The sequence below is a fragment of the Kitasatospora sp. NPDC096147 genome (genome assembly GCF_044763225.1).
Taxonomy (GTDB): Bacteria; Actinomycetota; Actinomycetes; order Streptomycetales; family Streptomycetaceae; genus Kitasatospora.
Map to the genome: position 1 here is coordinate 519,516 of NZ_JBIWFX010000003.1, position 17,435 is coordinate 536,950.

Below are 17,435 nucleotides of genomic sequence, written 5' to 3' on the forward strand. Positions count from 1 at the left end.
GCCGAGGGGCGGGCATCGTCGAGGGGGCCTTCCCGCCCGATGCCGGGACGCTCCCGGCGGCTCCGAGGAGGGGCACCCCCAGTCGGTGGCCACGACGCCGAAGGCCGGGCGGGGACATCGGCGACCGCCCGGCCCCGCCGGGAGGGAGACCCTAGACCTTCACCCAGGCCCCGGCGCCCAGGCGGCCGGTGGTACCGAGGTCCAGCTCGGGGGTGACCATGACCGGGGCGGCGCCGGGGAGGGCGCGGACCCGGACGTAGGGGGCGAGCACCGGGGTGCCCTCGGTGACGGTGTTGCGCCAGGTGATCACGGAGCGGGCGGACTCGCCGGTCAGCAGCTCGAACTCCCGGGCGGTGTCCTCGGCCCCGGTGCCCCCGGCGATGGCCGAGCCACCGGGGAGCACGGCGACGTCGGCGACCGGCCGGTGGTCGAGGCCGAGCGGCTCCAGGGCCGGGAAGCCGTTCAGCCGGACCGGCGCCGGGCCGCAGTTCTCCAGCAGCAGGCCGACCGCCCGCAGGCCCATCGCGGCGCTGCCCTCGTCGGCGGTCAGCCGCAGGCCGGACGGCGGGCAGTTGCCGGGGACGGGCGGGGCCTCGGCCGCCGGGACGCTGCGCACCTTGGCCACCGAGGGTTCGGCGGAACCGTTCTGAATGCCGGTCAGCTTCACCGCGTCCCGCACCGTCTGCCCGGCTCCGACGAAGGGGACGACCCGGGTGAGGTTGTCCATCACGGGTGAGCCGAGCGCGAAGGTCACGGTGTAGAGGTACCCCTCGGCCTCGGGGTTGCTGACCTCGAACTCGAAGCAGGAGCGGTCGGCGGCGGTGATCCGCACCCCGTCGACGGCCCGGGCGGCCCGGCCCGGGGCGGCCGTGCCATCGCGGCCGGCCTTGCCCGGGGCGGTGGGGACGGGCGGGGTGATCGGTCCCGGGGTGGCCGCTCCACCCGCTGCTCCACCCGCCACCCTGCCCGCCGCCGCGACGGCGCACTCGCCGCCGCCGTCCGGCGGCAGCGCGGGCCCGCCGGCCTGGACGGCCGGGCGCGAGCCGCAGGCGGTGAGCGCGAACAGCCCCGCCAGGGCGAGCGGAAGGATCGATCGCGAACTGTGCATTCCCCGATCGAAGCAGACCGCGCCACCCCTCGGTGTGACCACCGGCACAACGGGCGCAACAGTTCCGCCACAACACCCGCGCGGAACTGACGCACCGTCGGGGGAATCGTCCGCCACCCCGCCGACCTGGCCCGGACTGCCCAGCGGGCAGCGGAAGTTGCCCGTTCGGGCAATACCCCCGGGTAGCCGCTCGGCGGACCGGTCGTGGGTTGACACCGCAAGTTGGTCTAGTCCATTTTGGGATTCAGAGCCAGGCGCCGCGAAGATCCCGGCCTTCCCTCAGAGTCCGGTCCGATCCGTGCTGCCCGAGCCGTTCCCCTTCCTTGGAGTGACTGCCCCATGCCGAAGCCCGGCCGGTACCCGCGTCCGAGTCCGGCCCTGCAGGCCGCACTGACCGCTGCCGAACAGGACGTCCTGCTCTTCGATCTGGCCGGCATCCGCCGCCAGTACCACGACCTGCTGCGCGAACTGCCGGGCGTGGACGTCCGGTTCGCCCTCAAGGCCTGTCCGGTGGACGAGGTGCTGGCCACCCTGGCCGGGGCCGGGGCCGGCTTCGACGCGGCCGGGCCCGGTGAGATCGCCCAGGCACTGCGCACCGGCGTGCCGGTGGAGCGGGTGCACTTCGGGAACACGGTGAAGTCCGACCGCGCCATCGCCGAGGCGTACGCGCTGGGCGTCCGGGACTTCGCCACCGACAGCCTGGCCGACGTGACCGCGATCGCCCGGCACGCGCCCGGCGCCCGGGTGTTCTGCCGGCTGGCCACCGCCGGGACGGGCGCGCTCTGGGGCCTCAGCCAGAAGTTCGGCTGCTCCCCGGCCGACGCCGTCGAGGTGATGGCGGTGGCCCGGGCCTCCGGGCTGGTGCCGGCCGGGCTCTCGGTGCACGTGGGCTCCCAGCAGATGACCGCCGAGGCCTGGCGGGACGCCTTCGACGCGCTCTCCGACGTGCTGCTCGCGCTGGCCGCCCGGGGCATCCACCCGGACCACGTGAACCTCGGCGGCGGCCTGCCCGCGCTCGGCTACCTGAACCGCCGGGGCGAGCCGCTGGAGCCGCCGATGGAGAAGATGTTCACCGTGATCCGGGAGGGCATGCAGCGGATCACCACCGCCTCCGCCGCCCCGCTCGGCTTCCGCCTGGAGCCCGGCCGGTACCTGGTCGCCGACCACGGCGCGATCCGCTCCCAGGTGGTCCGGCTGTCGGTCCGTCAGCAGCTGGACGGCGAACGGCAGGCCTGGCTCTACCTGAGCTGCGGCAAGTTCAACGGCCTCTACGAGATGGACCAGCTGCAGTACCGCCTGGAGTTCCCCGGCCACCCCGCCGGCCCCCGGGTGCCCGCCGTGGTGGCCGGCCCCACCTGCGACAGCGACGACGCCTACGCGCACCGGGACGGCCCGGTCCAGGTGCCGACCGCCGCCGCCTCCGGCGACCCGGTCTGGATCCACTCCTGCGGCGCCTACGCCACCAGCTACACCACCCTGGGCTTCAACGGCTTCGCCCCGCTGCCGGTGGCCTTCGTGGACGGCGGCTGAGCCCCGCCCCACCTACGGCCGGGGGCCCCGCCCGTGGGGGGACGGGGCCCTCGGCTTCCGCCACGGCTAGCGGACGACGTCGAAGACCTGCTTCTGGATGCCGTTGCCGTACGCCGCGTACTCCACCAGCGCCAGCTTCTGGGCGTCCTTGTCGGTCTGGCTGAACAGGCGCTTGCCCGCGCCGAGCAGCAGCGGGAAGACCAGCAGGTGGTAACGGTCGATCAGACCGGCGTCGGAGAGCGCCCGGTTCAGCGCGGCGCTGCCGTGCACGATGATCGGGCCGCCCTCGGTCTCCTTGAGCGCCGCCACCTCGTCCAGCGAGCGCAGGATGGTGGTCTCGCCCCAGGCGGGCTCCAGCTCGTCCTCGCCGAGGGTGGTGGAGACCACGTACTTGGGCATCGCCTTGTAGCCGGCGAACTCCGCCATGCCGGGCCAGACCGGGCTGAACGCCTGGTAGCTGACCCGGCCGAGCAGCAGCGCACCGGCCTCCTCCTGCTCGCGCCCCTTCAGCTCGTACGCCTCGGGCAGGAACTCGACGTCCTTGAAGGTCCAGCCCGAGTTCCGGTAGCCGGGCTCGCCGCCGGGGGCCTCGACGACGCCGTCGAGCGAGACGAAGGCGGTGGTGATCAGGGTGCGCATCGGGGGACCTCGTTGTCTGGCGGTCGGTGCTGACGGTCGGTCAGGATGGGCTCACCCTAGCCACGGTGACCGACAACCCGGCTACTCACGCGCCGCCGAGGTGGAGCTCATGTCGGCGTAGCGGTCGCCGGTCACCCGGCCGGCGATCGGCTCCAGCAGGGCCAGCTCGGCCCCGGTCAGCTCGATGGTGGCGGCGGCGGTGTTCTCGGCCAGCCGGGTGCGCTTGCGGGTGCCCGGGATCGGCACCACGGTCAGCCCGTGCACCTGCGCCCGCTGGTGCACCCAGGCCAGCGCGACCTGGGCCGGCGTGATGCCGCGCTCGGCGGCGATGCTGCGGATCGGCTCCACCAGGGCCGCGTTGGCCGCCGCGTTCTCCCCGCTGAACTGCGGGTGGTGGCGCCGGTAGTCGTCCGCGCTGAGCGTCTCGGCCGCCGCGAAGGAGCCGGTCAGGAAGCCCCGGCCGAGCGGCGAGTACGGCACGAAGGTGACGCCCAGCTCGGCGGCGGCCGGCACGGCGGTGCGCTCCACGTCGCGGGAGAACACCGACCACTCGGACTGCAGCGCGGCGATCGGGTGCACCGCGTACGCCTCGCGCAGCTCCGCCCCGGTCACCTCGGAGAGGCCCAGCGCCCGGACCTTGCCCGCCTCGACCAGCTCGGCCATCGCGCCGACCGACTCGGCCAGCGGCACGGCCGGATCGCGGCGGTGCATGTAGTAGAGGTCGATGACGTCCACGCCCAGGCGCTTCAGCGAGGCGTCCACGGCGGAGCGGATGTACTCCGGGTCGTTGCGCACCGCGCGGTACCGGGGGTCGTCGGCCCGGCGCTCGATGGCGAACTTGGTGGCCAGCACCACCCGGTCGCGGTTGGCCCGGACGAACGGGCCGATCAGCTCCTCGTTCGCCCCCGAGCCGTAGATGTCGGCGGTGTCGAAGAGGGTGACGCCCGCCTCCAGCGCGGCGTCCAGGGTGGCCAGGGCCTCGGCGGTGTCGGTCGGGCCGTAGAACTCGGACATGCCCATGCAGCCGAGGCCCTGGGCGCCGATCAGCCGGCCGCCGCGACCGAGCGGGACGGTGGGGAGGAGGTGCTGCTGCTGCACTGCTGACTCCTGGTCTGTTCGTCGTCGAGGGCCCGCGTGTAGAGGTCGACCTTGAAGTCGAGGACCGCCAAGGTGGCGTGCAGGTCGCTGAGCCGGCGCCGGATCTCGTCCCGGTGCTCGACCAGCAGCTCGCGCCGGTCGGCCAGCGTGTGCTCGCCCGCGCGGAGCAGCTCCACGTACCGGAGCATGTCCGCCACCGGCATCCCGGTCAGCCGCAGCCGGTTCAGGAAGCCGAGCCGGCGCAGGTCCGCGTCGCTGTACCGGCGCTGGCCGGAGTGCGAGCGGTCGACCGGGTCGAGCAGGCCGATCCGCTCGTACCAGCGCAGGGTGTGCGCGGTCAGGCCGGTGGCCTCGGCGACCTCGCCGATGCCGTGCCGGGGCGTCGGGTCCGCCTCGGTGGTGAGTTCCTCCTGCGCTCCGCAGAGCCGGAGGGTGGTCTCGATCGTCGTCACGCGGTGCCCCCTGTGGAAGTGACGCTCACGAAGCTACTGACTTGGAGTGCACTCTAGGCAAGGACCGCACCGCGTGCCGCCCCGGCGAGTCGTTAGAGTCGGGGGCATGGAGAGCTTGCGGAAGATCGAGGACTGGCCGGTGCCGAACGCGGCGGCCGCAGTGGTACGGGCCGACGGGACGGTGCTGGGCACGGCCGGGCCGCAGCAGCACCTCTTCCCGCTGGCCTCGGTGACCAAGCTGCTGACCTCCTACGCGGTGCTGGTAGCGGTGGAGGAGGGCGTCTTCGAGCTGGACGACCCGGCCGGGCCGGACGGTTCGACGGTCCGTCACCTGCTCGCCCACACCTCCGGGCTGGCCTTCGACGAGCACCGGGTGATGGCCCCGCCCGGGGAGCGCCGGCTCTACTCCAACGCGGGCTTCGACGTGCTGGCCGACACCCTGGCCAAGGCCGCGGGCATCGCCTTCCACGACTACGCCGCCGAGGCGGTCTTCGCCCCGCTCGGCATGCGCGACACCCTGATCAACACCGCCCACCGCGCCCCCGCCGGGGCCGGCGGCCTCTCCACCGCCGCCGACCTGGCGCTGTTCGCCGCCGAGCTCCAGGCCCCGCGCCTGCTCGACCCCTCCACCGTGACCGCCGCCACCCGCGAGGTCGCCTTCCCCGGCCTGAGCGGTGTGCTCCCCGGCTTCGGCCACCGCCGCCCGAACGACTGGGGCCTCGGCTTCGAGCTCCGCTCGGAGAAGACCCCGCACTGGACCGGCACCGCCAACTCCCCCGCCACCTTCGGCCACTTCGGCCAGTCCGGCACCTTCCTCTGGGTCGACCCGACGGCCGGCCTGGCCTGCCTGGCCCTCACCGACCGGGACTTCGGCCCGTGGGCCGCCGAGGTCTGGCCGCAGCTCTCCGACGCGGTGCTGACCGAGGCGGCGTGAGACGGGCCCGGGCCGCCCTGCTCGCCGGAGCCGGCCTGGCCGTGCTGACGGGCTGCTCCCCGGAGGAGCTGCCGCTGGTCGGGGTGCAGCTGGACGCCCGGGGCGTCCCGCAGGCCCTGCTGCGCAGCTGCGACGACCAGGGGCGGGTCCGGGCTCCGGCCCTGTACGCGATGGAACCGGCGGTCGCGGACCAGCAGTACTGGCCGGACGACCAGTGGCTCGCCTGGAAGTCCACCGAGCCCCGGCCGAAGGCGGCGGACTTCCCGCTGTTCGCCCCGCCCACCGAGTGGGCCGTCACCACCCACGGCCCGCAGTCCCTGGAGCCCGACCGGGTCTACCGGCTCGGCTTCGCCGATCCGGAGGAGACCTACGCGTACAACGCCACGGTCACCTTCGACACCGCCCGGCTCGCCGCCCTGGAGCCCGGGCAGGTGCTGACACACGGTGGGGTGGTGTCCCGGGCGGACTTCGACAGGCTGGCGAGGAAGGCCTGCTGACGGCCGGTCAGCCGACGCCGCCCGGGACCACCAGGCCGGATTCGTAGGCGATCACCACGGCGTGGGTGCGGTTCTGCGCGCCGAGCTTGGTGAGCACGTTGCCGACGTGGGTCTTCACCGTCTCCTGGCTGACCCGGAGCGCCTCGGCGATCTCCGGGTTGGACAGGCCGGTGGCCATCTCCCGGAGCACCTCCTCCTCACGGAGCGTCAGGGCCGCGCGCGGCAGCGCCTCGGCGGAGGCCAGCGGTCGGGGTGCGACCATCCGCCGCAGGGCGGCGGGGAAGAGGATCGCCTCCCCCGCCGCCACCACCCGGACCGCCTCGGCGATCTCCCGGACCGGCCGCCGCTTGAGCACGAAGCCGCTGGCCCCGGCGCTCAGTGCGGCGGTCACGTAGCCGTCGTTCTCGAAGGTGGTGATCACCACGACCTTCGGCGGCTCGGGACCCGGCTCGCCGAGGAGGACCCGGGTCGCCTCGATGCCGTTGCGGCGCGGCATCCGGACGTCCATCAGCACCACGTCCGGCCGCAGGTCGCGAGCCAGCTCCACCGCCTCGACACCGTCCGCCGCCTCACCGGTGACGGTCAGCCCGGGCTGCGCGGAGAGCAGCGTGCGCAGCCCGCTCCGGGTCACCTCGTCGTCATCGGCGATCAGCACCGTGACCGGCCCGCCGGCCTCCCCGCGCTCCGCCGCCCCCGGCCCTGCCGTCACGCGCGCACCCGGGTCGGCAGACTGACCGTCAGCCGCCAGCGCTGCGGCCCGTCCGGGCCGGCCGTCAGCTCGCCGTGCAGCAGCCCGACCCGCTCCGTCAGGCCGCGCAGCCCCCGGCCGTAGGGCGGGAAGGCGGCCGGGCCGGGCCCGGTCGGGTTCACCACCTGGAGCTCCAACTCCCCGTCCCGGGCGGTGACCCGGAGCCCGACCGGGCCGCCCGTGCCGTGCCGCAGCGCGTTGGTCAGGCCCTCCTGGACGATCCGGTAGGCGGCCCGGGAGAGGATGCCGGGCAGCTGGGAGAGGTCGCCGGACAGCTCCGGCCGGACCTCGACCCCGGCGTGCCGCAGCCGCTCCAGCAGTTCGGGCAGATCGGCCAGGGTCCGGGCCGGGTCGGCGCCCGGCTGCTCCTCGCGCAGCACGCCGAGCACGTGGTCCAGGTCCTCCAGGGCGGCCCGGGCCGACTCCTCGATCGAGCGCATGGCCGCCCGGGCCGCGTTCGGATCGGCCTCCAGCACCTCGCCCGCCACCGCTGCCTGGATGGTGGTGGCGGTCAGCGTGTGGCCGATCGAGTCGTGCAACTCCTGCGCCAGCCGGTTCCGTTCGGCCAGTGCCCGCTCCCGCTCGGCGGCTGCGGCCAGCCGCTCGGCCGCCGAGGGCCCGAGCAACAGGGGGGCGGCCTGGCCGAGCGTGCCGGTCACGGCGGCGCAGAGCAGGCCGGTCAGCAGCAGGCAGAGCAGCGCCGCCGGCCAGGTCCACCAGAAGGCCGGCTCCGGAGACCAGCCGTAGAGGTCGATCTCCGCCGTACCGCCGAGCCCGGCCCAGGGCAGCGCCACCGCCGTCAACAGCAGCAGCCCACCCAGCAGGATCACCACCCAGCCCAGCACCACGAGCAGCAGCAGCCACAGCGGGGTGCGCCAACGCCCCTGCCGGACCCGGGCGTTGGGGACCGGCGGCGGCACCGGCACCCGCAGCAGCCGGCGGGCCGCCCCGGCCAGCAGCCGCCGCACTCCCGGCAGCGCTCCGCCGGCCGCCGTCAGCGCCGCCCACACCAGCAGGGTCAGCACCCAGCGGGCGGGCTCCGGCCCGGTCCGCCAGGCCAGTCCCGGCACCAGGGCGAAGGCCAGCGGCAGCACGCTGAGCCCGGCGGCGAAGGCGGCCAGCAGGGCGCCCGCGTACGTGGAGCCGCGTAGCAGCGGCTTGGTTCCCGTGGTCATGGCCGTCAGTATTCCGGGCCGCTCCGTGGACGACCTCCCCCGATCGGGGGACCGTCCACCCGGAGCCCGGCGGTGCGCAACCCGCTTGACCCGCACGCCGGTCAGGCCGTAGGAACCGGTGCCATGACCACACCCCTCATGCGAACGGCGGGCGAACTCGCCACTCCATGGCGCTTCCGCCTCGCGGTGCTGATGGCCGCGGCCGGGGTGGCGGGCGGCGCGCTCTGCGGCGCGGTCCTCGAACTCCTGCTGTACGGAAGGACGTTCCCGATCCTCGGGGCCCTGGCGGGCGCCTTCTGTCTGGCGCCGGTCCAGCTGCTCGTGCTCGGGGTGCTCTGCGCGCTGCCCCGGAGCGCCGCGCTGAACGGCCTGACCGGCCCGGCGCTGGCGTTCCTGGTGACCGCGCTGGGCCAGTACCTGCTGCTCGGCATGGTGCTCGACGACCCCGGGGCGTTCCGCCATCCGCCGGTGCTCGCCGGCACCGCCGCCACGGCCGGGATCGCCGCCCTCGGCACCCTGCTCGCGGTCCGCGCCGTGCGCCGCACCCTGCCCGCCGGCTCCGGTCAGCCGTAGCGGACCGGGGAGTGCATCTCCCAGAGCAGCAGCTCCGCCCCGTCCTCCCCCGCCGTCGGGTCGGCGAAGGCGTCGCCGGTGGCCCGGACCGCGTCGCCCGGAGCCATCGAGCGCCCGCCGCCCTGCGGGCCGGGGACGGTGCGGTAGCCCAGCGCACCCGCCGTCAGGTGGGCGTAGCGGTACGGGGCTTCGGGGAGTTCGGGCAGCGGCTCCCAGGGGCCGGCCGTGACCAGCCAGAGGGCGGCGTCCGAGCGGCGCAGGCGGAGCGCGTCCGACGCGGCGTCACGGGGCAGGCCGGAGGCCAGCAGCGTCAACCCGGCGGGGTCCGGGGTCACCCGTCGGAGGCCGTAGGAGGGCTCGGCGTCGAAGACGTCCGGCTGGAGCCACATCTGGACGAAGCGGACGGGCTCGGCGGCCCCGCCGACGTTGCGTTCGGTGTGGGTGATGCCCGAACCGGCGCTCTGCACCTGGACGGTGCCGGGGCGGACCACGCCCGCGTGGCCGTGGCCGTCGCGGTGGGCGAGGGCGCCGCCGAGCACCCAGGTGACGATCTCGGTGTCCCGGTGCCTGTGCTCGGCGTAGCCCGCGCCGGGGGCGATCAGCTCCTCGTTGACGGCCAGCAGGGCGCCGAAGGAGACGTTCTTCGGGTCGTAGTGCCCGGAGAAGGAGAAGGCGTGCCGGGTGCTGATGCCCGGCTCGGGCTCGGAGGCGTAGCGCTCGGCCGCGCGGCGGTGGTCGGCCCGGGGACGGGAGGAGGGAGCGTCGGTCACCCGGCCCACGGTAGCCGGTGTGACCGGGGCCACCGCGTCGATCCGGCGGGGGCGGGTACGAGCCGTGCCCCGGGTGAGGCAGTCTTAGCTCTGTGCCAGCCGCTTCAGCGAATCCCGACAAGAAGACCGCCTCCGCCACCGAAGAGGCCAAGCAACCCGAGCAGCCCAGACCGCGCCGGGGCGGACGGCTGACCGCGCAGGAGCGCAGGCTCGCCACCGAGCGGGCCGAGCTGCGGGCCGCGACGCTCAAGCGGCTGGAGAAGTCCTCCGGGAAGCTGGCCAGCGCCGCCATCGCGCGGATGGACGACCAACTCGGCTGGTACCGGCGGATGCCGCCGGAGCACCGGTCCTGGATCGGCCTGGTGGCCCAGGCCGGCATCGCCGCGTTCACCGAGTGGTACCGGCACCCGGACGCCCCGCAGGCGATCTCCACCGACGTGTTCGGCACCGCCCCACGCGAGCTGACCAGGGCCATCACGCTCCGTCAGACCGTGGAGCTGATCCGCACCACCATCGAGGTGATGGAGGAGGCGATCGAGGAGGTGGCCGCCCCGGGCGACGAGGCCGGGATGCGCGAGTCGGTGCTGGTCTACGCCCGGGAGATCGCCTTCGCCACCGCCCAGGTGTACGCGCAGGCGGCCGAGGCGCGCGGCGCCTGGGACGCCCGACTGGAGGCGCTGGTGGTCAACTCGCTGCTCTCCGGCGACGCCGACGAGGGCGTGCTGTCCCGGGCCGCGGCGCTCGGTTGGGGCCAGCCGAGCCAGGTGCGGGTGGTGATGGGCTCCGCCCCGGACGGGGACAGCGAGCTGGTGGTGGAGGCGATCCGCCGGGCCGCCCGGTACGCCAAACTCCAGGTGCTGACGGGTGTGTTGGGCAAGCGGCTGGTGGTGGTGGTCGGTGGCGACAAGGAGCCGGTGCACGCCGCCCGGGCGCTGATCGGCCAGTTCGCCCCCGGCCCGGTGGTGGTCGGCCCGACGGTCGGCGACCTGCTGTCGGCGACCCGCTCCGCGCACGCCGCCGCAGCGGGGCTGAAGGCCTGCCCGGCCTGGCCGGACGCCCCCCGGCCGGTGCTGGCCGACGACCTGCTGCCGGAGCGGGCGCTGGCGGGTGACCTGGCGGCCCGGCGCCAGCTGGTGGAGGAGATCTACACACCGCTGGACGAGGCCGGTTCGGCCCTGCTGGAGACCCTGAGCGTCTACCTGGAACAGGCCTCCTCACTGGAGGGCGCGGCCCGGATGCTCTTCGTCCACCCGAACACCGTGCGCTACCGGCTCCGTCGTGTGACCGACGTCACCGGCTATGCTCCCTCGGACGTGCGATCGGCCTTCACCCTGCGGATCGCGCTTGCCCTGGGCCGACTCGGCTCGGCAGCCGAACAGGACTGACGCAGCTGTAGGGACCCCACAATGCGGCGTCCTTTTATTCGTTACCGTCGCCTACCCGCCCCCGGGTGCCTGGCGAGAGAGGGTTGAACCGTGCTCGTAATCGTCGCCCCTGGGCAGGGTGCCCAGACTCCCGGATTCCTCACCTCCTGGCTCGAACTGGACGGCGCCGCCGCCCGGTTGGCGGCCTGGTCCGACGTGGCCGGGCTCGACCTGGTCCGCTACGGGACCGAGGGCTCCGAGGAGGAGATCAAGGACACCGCAGTGGCCCAGCCGCTGCTGGTGGCCGCCGGCCTGCTCACCGCCACCGAGCTGTTCGGTGCGGTCACCGGCGGCCCGTACGCGGCCGTGGCCGGACACAGCGTCGGCGAGATCACCGCCGCCGCGCTGGCCGGCGTGCTCAGCCCCGAGGACGCGCTGCTCTTCGTCCGCGAGCGCAGCCTGGCGATGGCCGAGGCCGCCGCCGCGACCCCGACCGGGATGACCGCGCTGCTCGGCGGCGACGCCGAGGTGGTCGCCGCCAAGCTGGCCGAGCACGGCCTGACGGCGGCGAACAACAACGGCGGCGGCCAGCTGGTCGCGGCCGGCACCCTGGAGCAGCTGGCGGCGCTCAAGGCCGACCCGCCGGCCGGCTCCCGGGTGATCGCGCTGAAGGTGGCCGGTGCCTTCCACACCGAGCACATGGCCCCGGGCGTGGAGCGGCTGGCCAAGCTGGCCCCCACCCTGACCACCGCCGACCCGGCCGTCACCTACCTGTCCAACCGGGACGGCGAGGTCGTGCAGGCCGGCTCCGAGGTGCTGGCCCGGCTGGTCTCCCAGGTGTCCAACCCGGTCCGCTGGGACCTGTGCATGGAGACCCTGCAGCAGCTCGGCGCCACTGCCGTGATCGAGCTCTCGCCGGCCGGCACCCTCACCAATCTGGTCAAGCGCAACGTCAAGGGTGTCGCGACGCTGGCCCTCAAGACCCCGGCCGACCTCGACAAGGCGCGTGCGCTGATCGAGGAGCACGGCGGGCAGGAGTTGGACGCATGACCACCCCTCAGATCCGTCCCGCCACCGGCGCGGCCTTCTCGCGCATCCACGGCGTCGGCGGCTACCGCCCCGTCCGGGTGATCCCGAACGCCGAGGTGCTGAACTGGATCGAGTCCTCGGACGAGTGGATCCGCAGCCGCAGCGGCATCACCGAGCGCCGCTGGGCCGGCCCGGAGGAGACCGTCGCCGAGATGTCGGTGCAGGCGGCCGGCAAGGCGATCGCCCAGGCCGGGATCGCGCCGGAGCGGATCGGCGGCGTGATCGTGGCCACCGTCTCGCACCTCAAGCAGACCCCGGCCATCGCCACCGAGATCGCCGACCGGCTGGGCTGCGGCACCGCCCCGGCCTTCGACATCTCGGCCGCCTGCGCGGGCTTCGGCTACGGACTGAGCCTGGCCGACGGCATGGTGCGCGGCGGCAGCGCCGAGTACGTGCTGGTGATCGGCGTGGAGCGGCTCAGCGACCTGACCGACACCTCGGACCGCTCCACCGCCTTCATCTTCGGTGACGGCGCGGGCGCCGCGATCGTCGGGCCGTCGGACACCCCGGGCATCGGCAAGGTGATCTGGGGCTCGGACGGCTCGCAGCGCGACGTCATCTCGCAGACCCAGGCCTGGGACACCGCCTTCGCCAAGGAGGACGCCGTGAACGGCGCCGGCGAGGAGGTGAAGTGGCCGGCCCTGCGGATGGAGGGCCAGTCCGTCTTCCGCTGGGCGGTCTGGGAGATGGCCAAGGTGGCCCAGCAAGCACTGGACGCCGCCGGGGTCACCGCCGACCAGCTCGGCGCGTTCATCCCGCACCAGGCGAACATGCGGATCACCGACGCCATGATCAAGGCGCTCAAGCTCCCCGAGGGCGTGCCGGTGGCCCGCGACATCGCCGAGACCGGCAACACCTCGGCGGCCTCCATCCCGCTGGCGATGGAGCGGATGCTGGAGAGCGGGGAGGCCCGCAGCGGCGACCTCGCTCTGATCATCGGCTTCGGGGCAGGTCTCGTGTACGCCGCCGCAGTCGTTACCCTCCCCTAGGCGCGGTCCTCCCGACCCGCCATCAGAAATCGTGCGACGGCCCGCCGGGCGGTCGTGTTCAACACCGAAGAGGAGCAGCCAGAATGGCTACCAAGGACGAGGTTCTGTCCGGTCTCGCCGAGATCGTCAACGAGATCGCGGGCATCCCGGCCGAGGACGTCGAGCTCGACAAGAGCTTCACCGACGACCTGGACGTCGACTCGCTCTCCATGGTCGAGGTCGTCGTGGCCGCCGAGGAGCGCTTCGACGTCAAGATCCCGGACGACGAGGTCAAGAACCTGAAGACCGTCGGCGACGCGGTGGACTACATCCTCGCCAACGCCGCCGCCTGATCACCCGTCAGCTTCGGCTGACCGCCCGGGCGGCCGGGGTCCCCACCCCGGCCGCCCGGTCACCCCGCCCCCCGGCAACGCCGCCACCTGCCACACGTGAGAGAAGAAGAACCAGTGACCGCTGAAAACCGCACCGTGGTCGTCACGGGTATCGGCGCCTTCACGCCGCTGGGCGGCGACGCCGCCTCGTTCTGGGACGGCCTCACCTCCGGCCGCTCCGGCGTGGCCGCGCTGACCGAGGAGTGGGCCGCCGAGCTTCCCGTCCGGATCGCCGCCCGCACCGCAGTGGAGCCGGGCGAGATCCTCCCCCGCCCGCTGGCCCGCAAGCTGGACCGCTCGGCGCAGTTCGCGCTGATCGCGGCCCGCGAGGCCTGGGCCGACGCCGGCTTCACCGGCTCCGCCACCGCCGAGGACTCCGAGCTGGCGCCCGAGCGCCTGGGCGCGGTGATCGCCTCCGGCATCGGCGGCGTCACCACCCTGCTCGACCAGTACGACGTGCTCAAGGAGCAGGGCGTCCGCAAGGTCTCCCCGCACACCGTCCCGATGCTGATGCCCAACTCCCCGGCGGCCAACGTCGGCCTGGAGGTCGGCGCCCGCGCGGGCGTGCACACCCCCGTCTCCGCCTGCGCCTCCGGCGCCGAGGCGATCGGCTACGCGATCGAGATGATCCGCAACGGCCGCGCCGACGTCGTGGTGGCCGGCGGCACCGAGGCGGCGATCCACCCGCTGCCGATCGTCGCCTTCTCCAACATGATGGCGATGTCCAAGAACAACGACGCCCCGCAGCACGCCTCCCGCCCGTACGACAAGGGCCGGGACGGCTTCGTGCTCGGCGAGGGCGCCGGCGTGGTCGTGCTGGAGTCGGCCGAGCACGCCGCCCGCCGCGGCGCCCGGGTCTACTGCGAGGCGGTCGGCCAGGGTCTCTCCTCGGACGCCCACCACATCGCCCAGCCGGAGCCGACCGGGGCCGGCGTGGCCCGGGCCCTCGCCGACCTGTTCGAGCACAACGAGCTGGACAAGGCCGAGGTGGTGCACGTCAACGCGCACGCCACCTCGACCCCGCAGGGCGACACCGCCGAGATCAAGGCGCTCCGCAAGGAGCTCGGCGAGCACCTCGACCACGTGGCCATCTCGGCCACCAAGTCGATGACCGGCCACCTGCTCGGCGGCGCCGGCGGCATCGAGACCGTCGCCACCGTGCTGGCCCTGCACCACCGCCTGGCCCCGCCGACCGTCAACGTCGACAACCTCGACGACGACATCGACGCCGACATCGTCCGGGGCGAGGCCCGTACCCTCCCCGAGGGCCGGATCGCCGCGCTGAACAACTCCTTCGGCTTCGGCGGCCACAACGTGGTGCTGGCCTTCCGCAGCGTCTGAGCCCGAGCCTGACGGCCCGTCGCGCGAATCACCTTCGCACGGCGGGCCGTCGGCGTCCTAGGGTGCACGGATGATCGAGAGCCTGCCGCCCCTGCCGTCCTGGCTGCACCCGTCGGCGACCGGGTCGGCCGTGACCGACGCCGGACTCACGGTGCACGGGCTGCTGCTGGAGCGTCAGCAGGCCGACCGGGCCTGGCGGCACCTGCTGGCGCTGCACCCGGAGACCGGCTGGTACCCGTTCCTCTCCAGCCGCCCGGCCGACCCGCGGAGCTGGCGCCGGCACGGGTCGCCCGACCGGATCTGGCACCACCTCGACCACGCCGCCTCGCTGGACGCGACGGCCCTGCTGGACGAGTACGTGACCCGGGCCGGCGACGCGCCGATCGAGCTGCCCTGGCCCCCGGTCGACCGGGGGCCGTCCAGCCGGATGCCCGACGGGCCGTACTGGCTGCTCCTGGTGCCGGCCGCCGCCGGGCACGAACTGCCTGTGCTGCTGGACCCCTTGGTGACCGGCTTCACCGACTTCCGCGACGTGTCGATCCCGGCCGAGCACCACGCGGCGGTGCTCCGTGACTGGCACCGCCGCTTCGGCGCCGAGGTGTACTACGCGGCGGGCTCCACCCTGGAGCTCCAGGTGGCCCGGCCGCCGTCCGACCACGCCACCGCGCTGCGCGCCGCCCACGAGCTCCAGGCCTACTGCATGGACGTGGACCAGGAGTGCGAGGGCACGGTCACCGGACCGCACTGGTCCCTGTGGTGGGACTGAGCCGGCCGACGCGCCGTCAGACCACCTGGTGCAGCCAGCGGACCGGTGCGCCCTCGCCCGCGTAGCGGAACGGCTCCAGCTCGTCGTCCCAGGGCTTGCCGAGCAGCCGGGCCAGCTCGGCCTCCAGGTCGGTGCCCTCGGTGTTGGCCCGCAGCAGCACCGCACGCAGCCGGTCCTCGGGGATCAGGATGTCGCCGTGGATGCCGGTGACGGCGTGGAAGATGCCGAGCGCCGGGGTGGAGCTGTAGCGCTCGCCCTCGGCGGTGGAGCAGGGCTCGCTGGTCACCTCGTAGCGGAGCAGTTGCCAACCGCGCAGGGCGGAGGCCAACTTGGACGCGACGCCGGGCTCCCCCTGCCAGGAGAGCTCGGCCCGCCAGTGGCCGGGAGCGGCCGGCTGGCGGATCCAGTCGAGGCTGATCCGCACCCCGAGCACGCCCGACACCGCCCATTCGACGTGCGGGCACAGCGCGCGGGGCGCGGAGTGGACGTACAGGACTCCACGTGTCGTCACCGGGACCTCCAGGCTGTGGACGAGGGTCGCCTTCCCCAGCTACCTCGTGCCCGTCGCCGGTCTCTGCGCTGCTCTGGTCTGATGCGTAACTGTCTCGGTCGTACTGCCCCCGCCGTGCTCACCTTATTCGACATATAGGTAATTAAGTTGAGCAAAACGGACAGCTTTCAACCCCATGCTAGCCCGAACCGCACCGAGGTCTACCTCCGGCCCCGATCTCTCCCCCGAACGGCCCTGTCCAAGAAGTCTCCACCGTAGCGCCGCTGACGGCACGGCACCTGACGGTCCGTCGAATCGACGGGGGCGCGGCGCCCGGCACGCGCCCGTAGCCGAACCGCCCCCGACCCTGGCACGGGTCGGGGGCGGTTCGCGGACGGGACGCAGGCGGTGTGGAACTGCCGTGCGGCAGGGGGTCCCTGGCGGGTCAGTGGGCCAGGCGGACGACCATCTTGCCGGTGTTGTCACCGCGCAGCAGACCGAGGAAGGCGTCGACGGTGTGCTCCACGCCGTCCACCACGGTCTCGTCGTAGGTCAGCGCACCCTCCCGCAGCCAGCCGCCGACCTCCTCCAGGAAGCGCGGCTGGAGCGAGTCGTGGTCGCGGACCAGCATGCCCTGCAGCCGCAGCCGCTTGCCGATCGCCAGCGCCAGGTTGCGCGGCCCGGCCGGGGCGGCGGTGTCGTTGTACTGCGCGATGGCCCCGCACAGGGTGACCCGGCCGTGCAGGTTGAGGGCGCCGATCGCGGCCTCCAGGTGGTCACCGCCGACGTTGTCGAAGTAGACGTCGATGCCCTCCGGGGCGGCGGCGGCCAGCTGCTCGCGAACCGGGGCGTCCTTGTAGTTGAAGGCGGCGTCGAAGCCGTAGCCGTCCAGCAGGGTGGCCACCTTGGCGGCCGAGCCGGCCGAGCCGATGACCCGCTTCGCACCCTTGAGCCTGGCGATCTGGCCGACCAGCGAACCGACCGCGCCGGCCGCGCCGGAGACGAAGACGGTGTCGCCCGGCTTGAACGAGGCCACCTCCAGCAGGCCCGCGTAGGCGGTCATGCCGGGCATGCCGAGCGCACCGAGGTAGTAGGAGAGCGGAGCGAGCGCGCCGTCCACCCGGACCGCGTGCTTCGCCGGGAAGGTCGCGTACTCGCGCCAGCCGAGCCCGTGCAGCACGGTGTCACCGACCGCGAAGCCCTCGGCGTTCGAGGCGATCACCTCGCCGACCGCACCGCCGTCCATCGCCTTGCCGAGCTGGAACGGCGGGACGTAGGACTTCACGTCGTTCATCCGGCCGCGCATGTAGGGGTCGACCGAGAGGTGGAGGTTGCGCACCAGCACCTCGCCCTCGGCGGGCTGCCGGACGGGCGCCTCGACCAGGGCGAAGTCGGCCGGCACCGGCCAGCCGTCCGGACGGGCCGTCAGGTGCCACTCGCGGCCGGTGGCGGGGACGGCGGGGACGGTACCGGTGGGGGCCTGCTCTGCCATGCTGCTGCT

19 protein-coding genes are annotated in these 17,435 nt (G+C 74.0%); 10 read left to right on the forward strand and 9 right to left on the reverse strand.

Going from position 1 to position 17,435, the window contains the following annotated elements:
• Positions 1 to 151: 151 nt before the first annotated feature.
• Complete coding sequence (locus ACIRBX_RS13010) at positions 152 to 1,108, reverse strand: DUF4232 domain-containing protein (RefSeq protein ID WP_402296088.1); 957 nt, start codon at positions 1,106 to 1,108, stop codon at positions 152 to 154.
• A gap of 339 nt (positions 1,109 to 1,447) precedes the next feature.
• On the opposite strand from ACIRBX_RS13010, the gene ACIRBX_RS13015 reads away from it, so the two are divergent.
• Positions 1,448 to 2,638, forward strand: a complete 1,191-nt coding sequence (locus ACIRBX_RS13015) for a type III PLP-dependent enzyme (RefSeq protein ID WP_402296090.1) — start codon at positions 1,448 to 1,450, stop codon at positions 2,636 to 2,638.
• A gap of 66 nt (positions 2,639 to 2,704) precedes the next feature.
• Here the strand turns inward: ACIRBX_RS13015 and ACIRBX_RS13020 are convergent, their stop codons facing one another.
• The 3 genes from ACIRBX_RS13020 to ACIRBX_RS13030 all read right to left on the reverse strand — a co-directional run bounded on the left by ACIRBX_RS13020 (position 2,705) and on the right by ACIRBX_RS13030 (position 4,827).
• The gene (locus tag ACIRBX_RS13020) at positions 2,705 to 3,277 is read right to left on the reverse strand and encodes a dihydrofolate reductase family protein (protein WP_402296091.1); all 573 of its coding nucleotides are present in this window, start codon (positions 3,275 to 3,277) and stop codon (positions 2,705 to 2,707) included.
• Positions 3,278 to 3,358: 81 nt separating this feature from the next.
• On the reverse strand, positions 3,359 to 4,375 hold the full coding sequence (locus tag ACIRBX_RS13025; RefSeq protein ID WP_402296093.1) for an aldo/keto reductase: 1,017 nt from the start codon (positions 4,373 to 4,375) through the stop codon (positions 3,359 to 3,361).
• Entirely contained in the window at positions 4,321 to 4,827 is a 507-nt protein-coding gene (locus ACIRBX_RS13030) for a MerR family transcriptional regulator (RefSeq protein ID WP_402296095.1), read from the reverse strand. The genes ACIRBX_RS13025 and ACIRBX_RS13030 overlap by 55 nt, the downstream gene beginning before the upstream one ends.
• Before the next feature lie 106 nt (positions 4,828 to 4,933).
• Here ACIRBX_RS13030 and ACIRBX_RS13035 point away from each other — a divergent pair, with 106 nt between their 5' ends.
• The gene (locus tag ACIRBX_RS13035; RefSeq protein ID WP_402296097.1) at positions 4,934 to 5,761 is read left to right on the forward strand and encodes a serine hydrolase domain-containing protein; all 828 of its coding nucleotides are present in this window, start codon (positions 4,934 to 4,936) and stop codon (positions 5,759 to 5,761) included.
• Positions 5,758 to 6,258, forward strand: a complete 501-nt coding sequence (locus tag ACIRBX_RS13040) for a hypothetical protein (RefSeq protein WP_402296099.1) — start codon at positions 5,758 to 5,760, stop codon at positions 6,256 to 6,258. Before ACIRBX_RS13035 ends, ACIRBX_RS13040 begins: the two co-directional genes overlap by 4 nt.
• Positions 6,259 to 6,265: 7 nt before the next feature.
• On the opposite strand, the gene ACIRBX_RS13045 is transcribed toward ACIRBX_RS13040, so the two are convergent.
• Complete coding sequence (locus ACIRBX_RS13045) at positions 6,266 to 6,967, reverse strand: response regulator (protein ID WP_402296100.1); 702 nt, start codon at positions 6,965 to 6,967, stop codon at positions 6,266 to 6,268.
• Positions 6,964 to 8,181, reverse strand: coding sequence for a sensor histidine kinase (locus tag ACIRBX_RS13050; RefSeq protein ID WP_402296102.1), 1,218 nt, complete (start codon positions 8,179 to 8,181; stop codon positions 6,964 to 6,966). Before ACIRBX_RS13050 ends, ACIRBX_RS13045 begins: the two co-directional genes overlap by 4 nt.
• A gap of 123 nt (positions 8,182 to 8,304) precedes the next feature.
• On the opposite strand from ACIRBX_RS13050, the gene ACIRBX_RS13055 reads away from it, so the two are divergent.
• On the forward strand, positions 8,305 to 8,754 hold the full coding sequence (locus ACIRBX_RS13055; RefSeq protein WP_402296104.1) for a hypothetical protein: 450 nt from the start codon (positions 8,305 to 8,307) through the stop codon (positions 8,752 to 8,754).
• Here ACIRBX_RS13055 and ACIRBX_RS13060 read toward each other — a convergent pair.
• Positions 8,745 to 9,524 carry a pirin family protein gene (locus ACIRBX_RS13060; protein ID WP_402296106.1) on the reverse strand — a complete coding sequence of 260 codons (780 nt, stop codon included), beginning with the start codon at positions 9,522 to 9,524 and terminating at the stop codon, positions 8,745 to 8,747. The two genes, ACIRBX_RS13055 and ACIRBX_RS13060, sit on opposite strands and share 10 nt — an antisense overlap.
• A 188-nt stretch (positions 9,525 to 9,712) precedes the next feature.
• Here ACIRBX_RS13060 and ACIRBX_RS13065 point away from each other — a divergent pair, with 188 nt between their 5' ends.
• From ACIRBX_RS13065 to ACIRBX_RS13090, 6 genes are all read left to right on the forward strand, one after another.
• Entirely contained in the window at positions 9,713 to 10,909 is a 1,197-nt protein-coding gene (locus tag ACIRBX_RS13065) for a PucR family transcriptional regulator (protein ID WP_402296475.1), read from the forward strand.
• A gap of 90 nt (positions 10,910 to 10,999) precedes the next feature.
• Positions 11,000 to 11,938, forward strand: a complete 939-nt coding sequence (locus ACIRBX_RS13070) for an ACP S-malonyltransferase (protein WP_402296108.1) — start codon at positions 11,000 to 11,002, stop codon at positions 11,936 to 11,938.
• Positions 11,935 to 12,966 (forward strand): beta-ketoacyl-ACP synthase III, encoded by a 1,032-nt coding sequence (locus tag ACIRBX_RS13075; RefSeq protein ID WP_402296110.1) that lies wholly within the window; start codon positions 11,935 to 11,937, stop codon positions 12,964 to 12,966. Before ACIRBX_RS13070 ends, ACIRBX_RS13075 begins: the two co-directional genes overlap by 4 nt.
• An 83-nt stretch (positions 12,967 to 13,049) precedes the next feature.
• Positions 13,050 to 13,298, forward strand: coding sequence for an acyl carrier protein (locus ACIRBX_RS13080; RefSeq protein WP_350668078.1), 249 nt, complete (start codon positions 13,050 to 13,052; stop codon positions 13,296 to 13,298).
• 114 nt (positions 13,299 to 13,412) lie between these two features.
• Complete coding sequence (locus ACIRBX_RS13085) at positions 13,413 to 14,678, forward strand: beta-ketoacyl-[acyl-carrier-protein] synthase family protein (protein WP_402296112.1); 1,266 nt, start codon at positions 13,413 to 13,415, stop codon at positions 14,676 to 14,678.
• Positions 14,679 to 14,748: 70 nt separating this feature from the next.
• A complete protein-coding gene (locus ACIRBX_RS13090) occupies positions 14,749 to 15,444 on the forward strand; it encodes a DUF4253 domain-containing protein (protein WP_402296114.1) in 696 nt (231 codons plus the stop codon).
• Between the two features lie 16 nt (positions 15,445 to 15,460).
• On the opposite strand, the gene ACIRBX_RS13095 is transcribed toward ACIRBX_RS13090, so the two are convergent.
• Entirely contained in the window at positions 15,461 to 15,955 is a 495-nt protein-coding gene (locus ACIRBX_RS13095) for a DUF3145 domain-containing protein (protein WP_402296116.1), read from the reverse strand.
• A gap of 424 nt (positions 15,956 to 16,379) precedes the next feature.
• Positions 16,380 to 17,426: an NADP-dependent oxidoreductase gene (locus ACIRBX_RS13100; protein WP_402296118.1), complete on the reverse strand. Its 1,047-nt coding sequence runs from the start codon at positions 17,424 to 17,426 to the stop codon at positions 16,380 to 16,382.
• Positions 17,427 to 17,435: the final 9 nt, after the last annotated feature.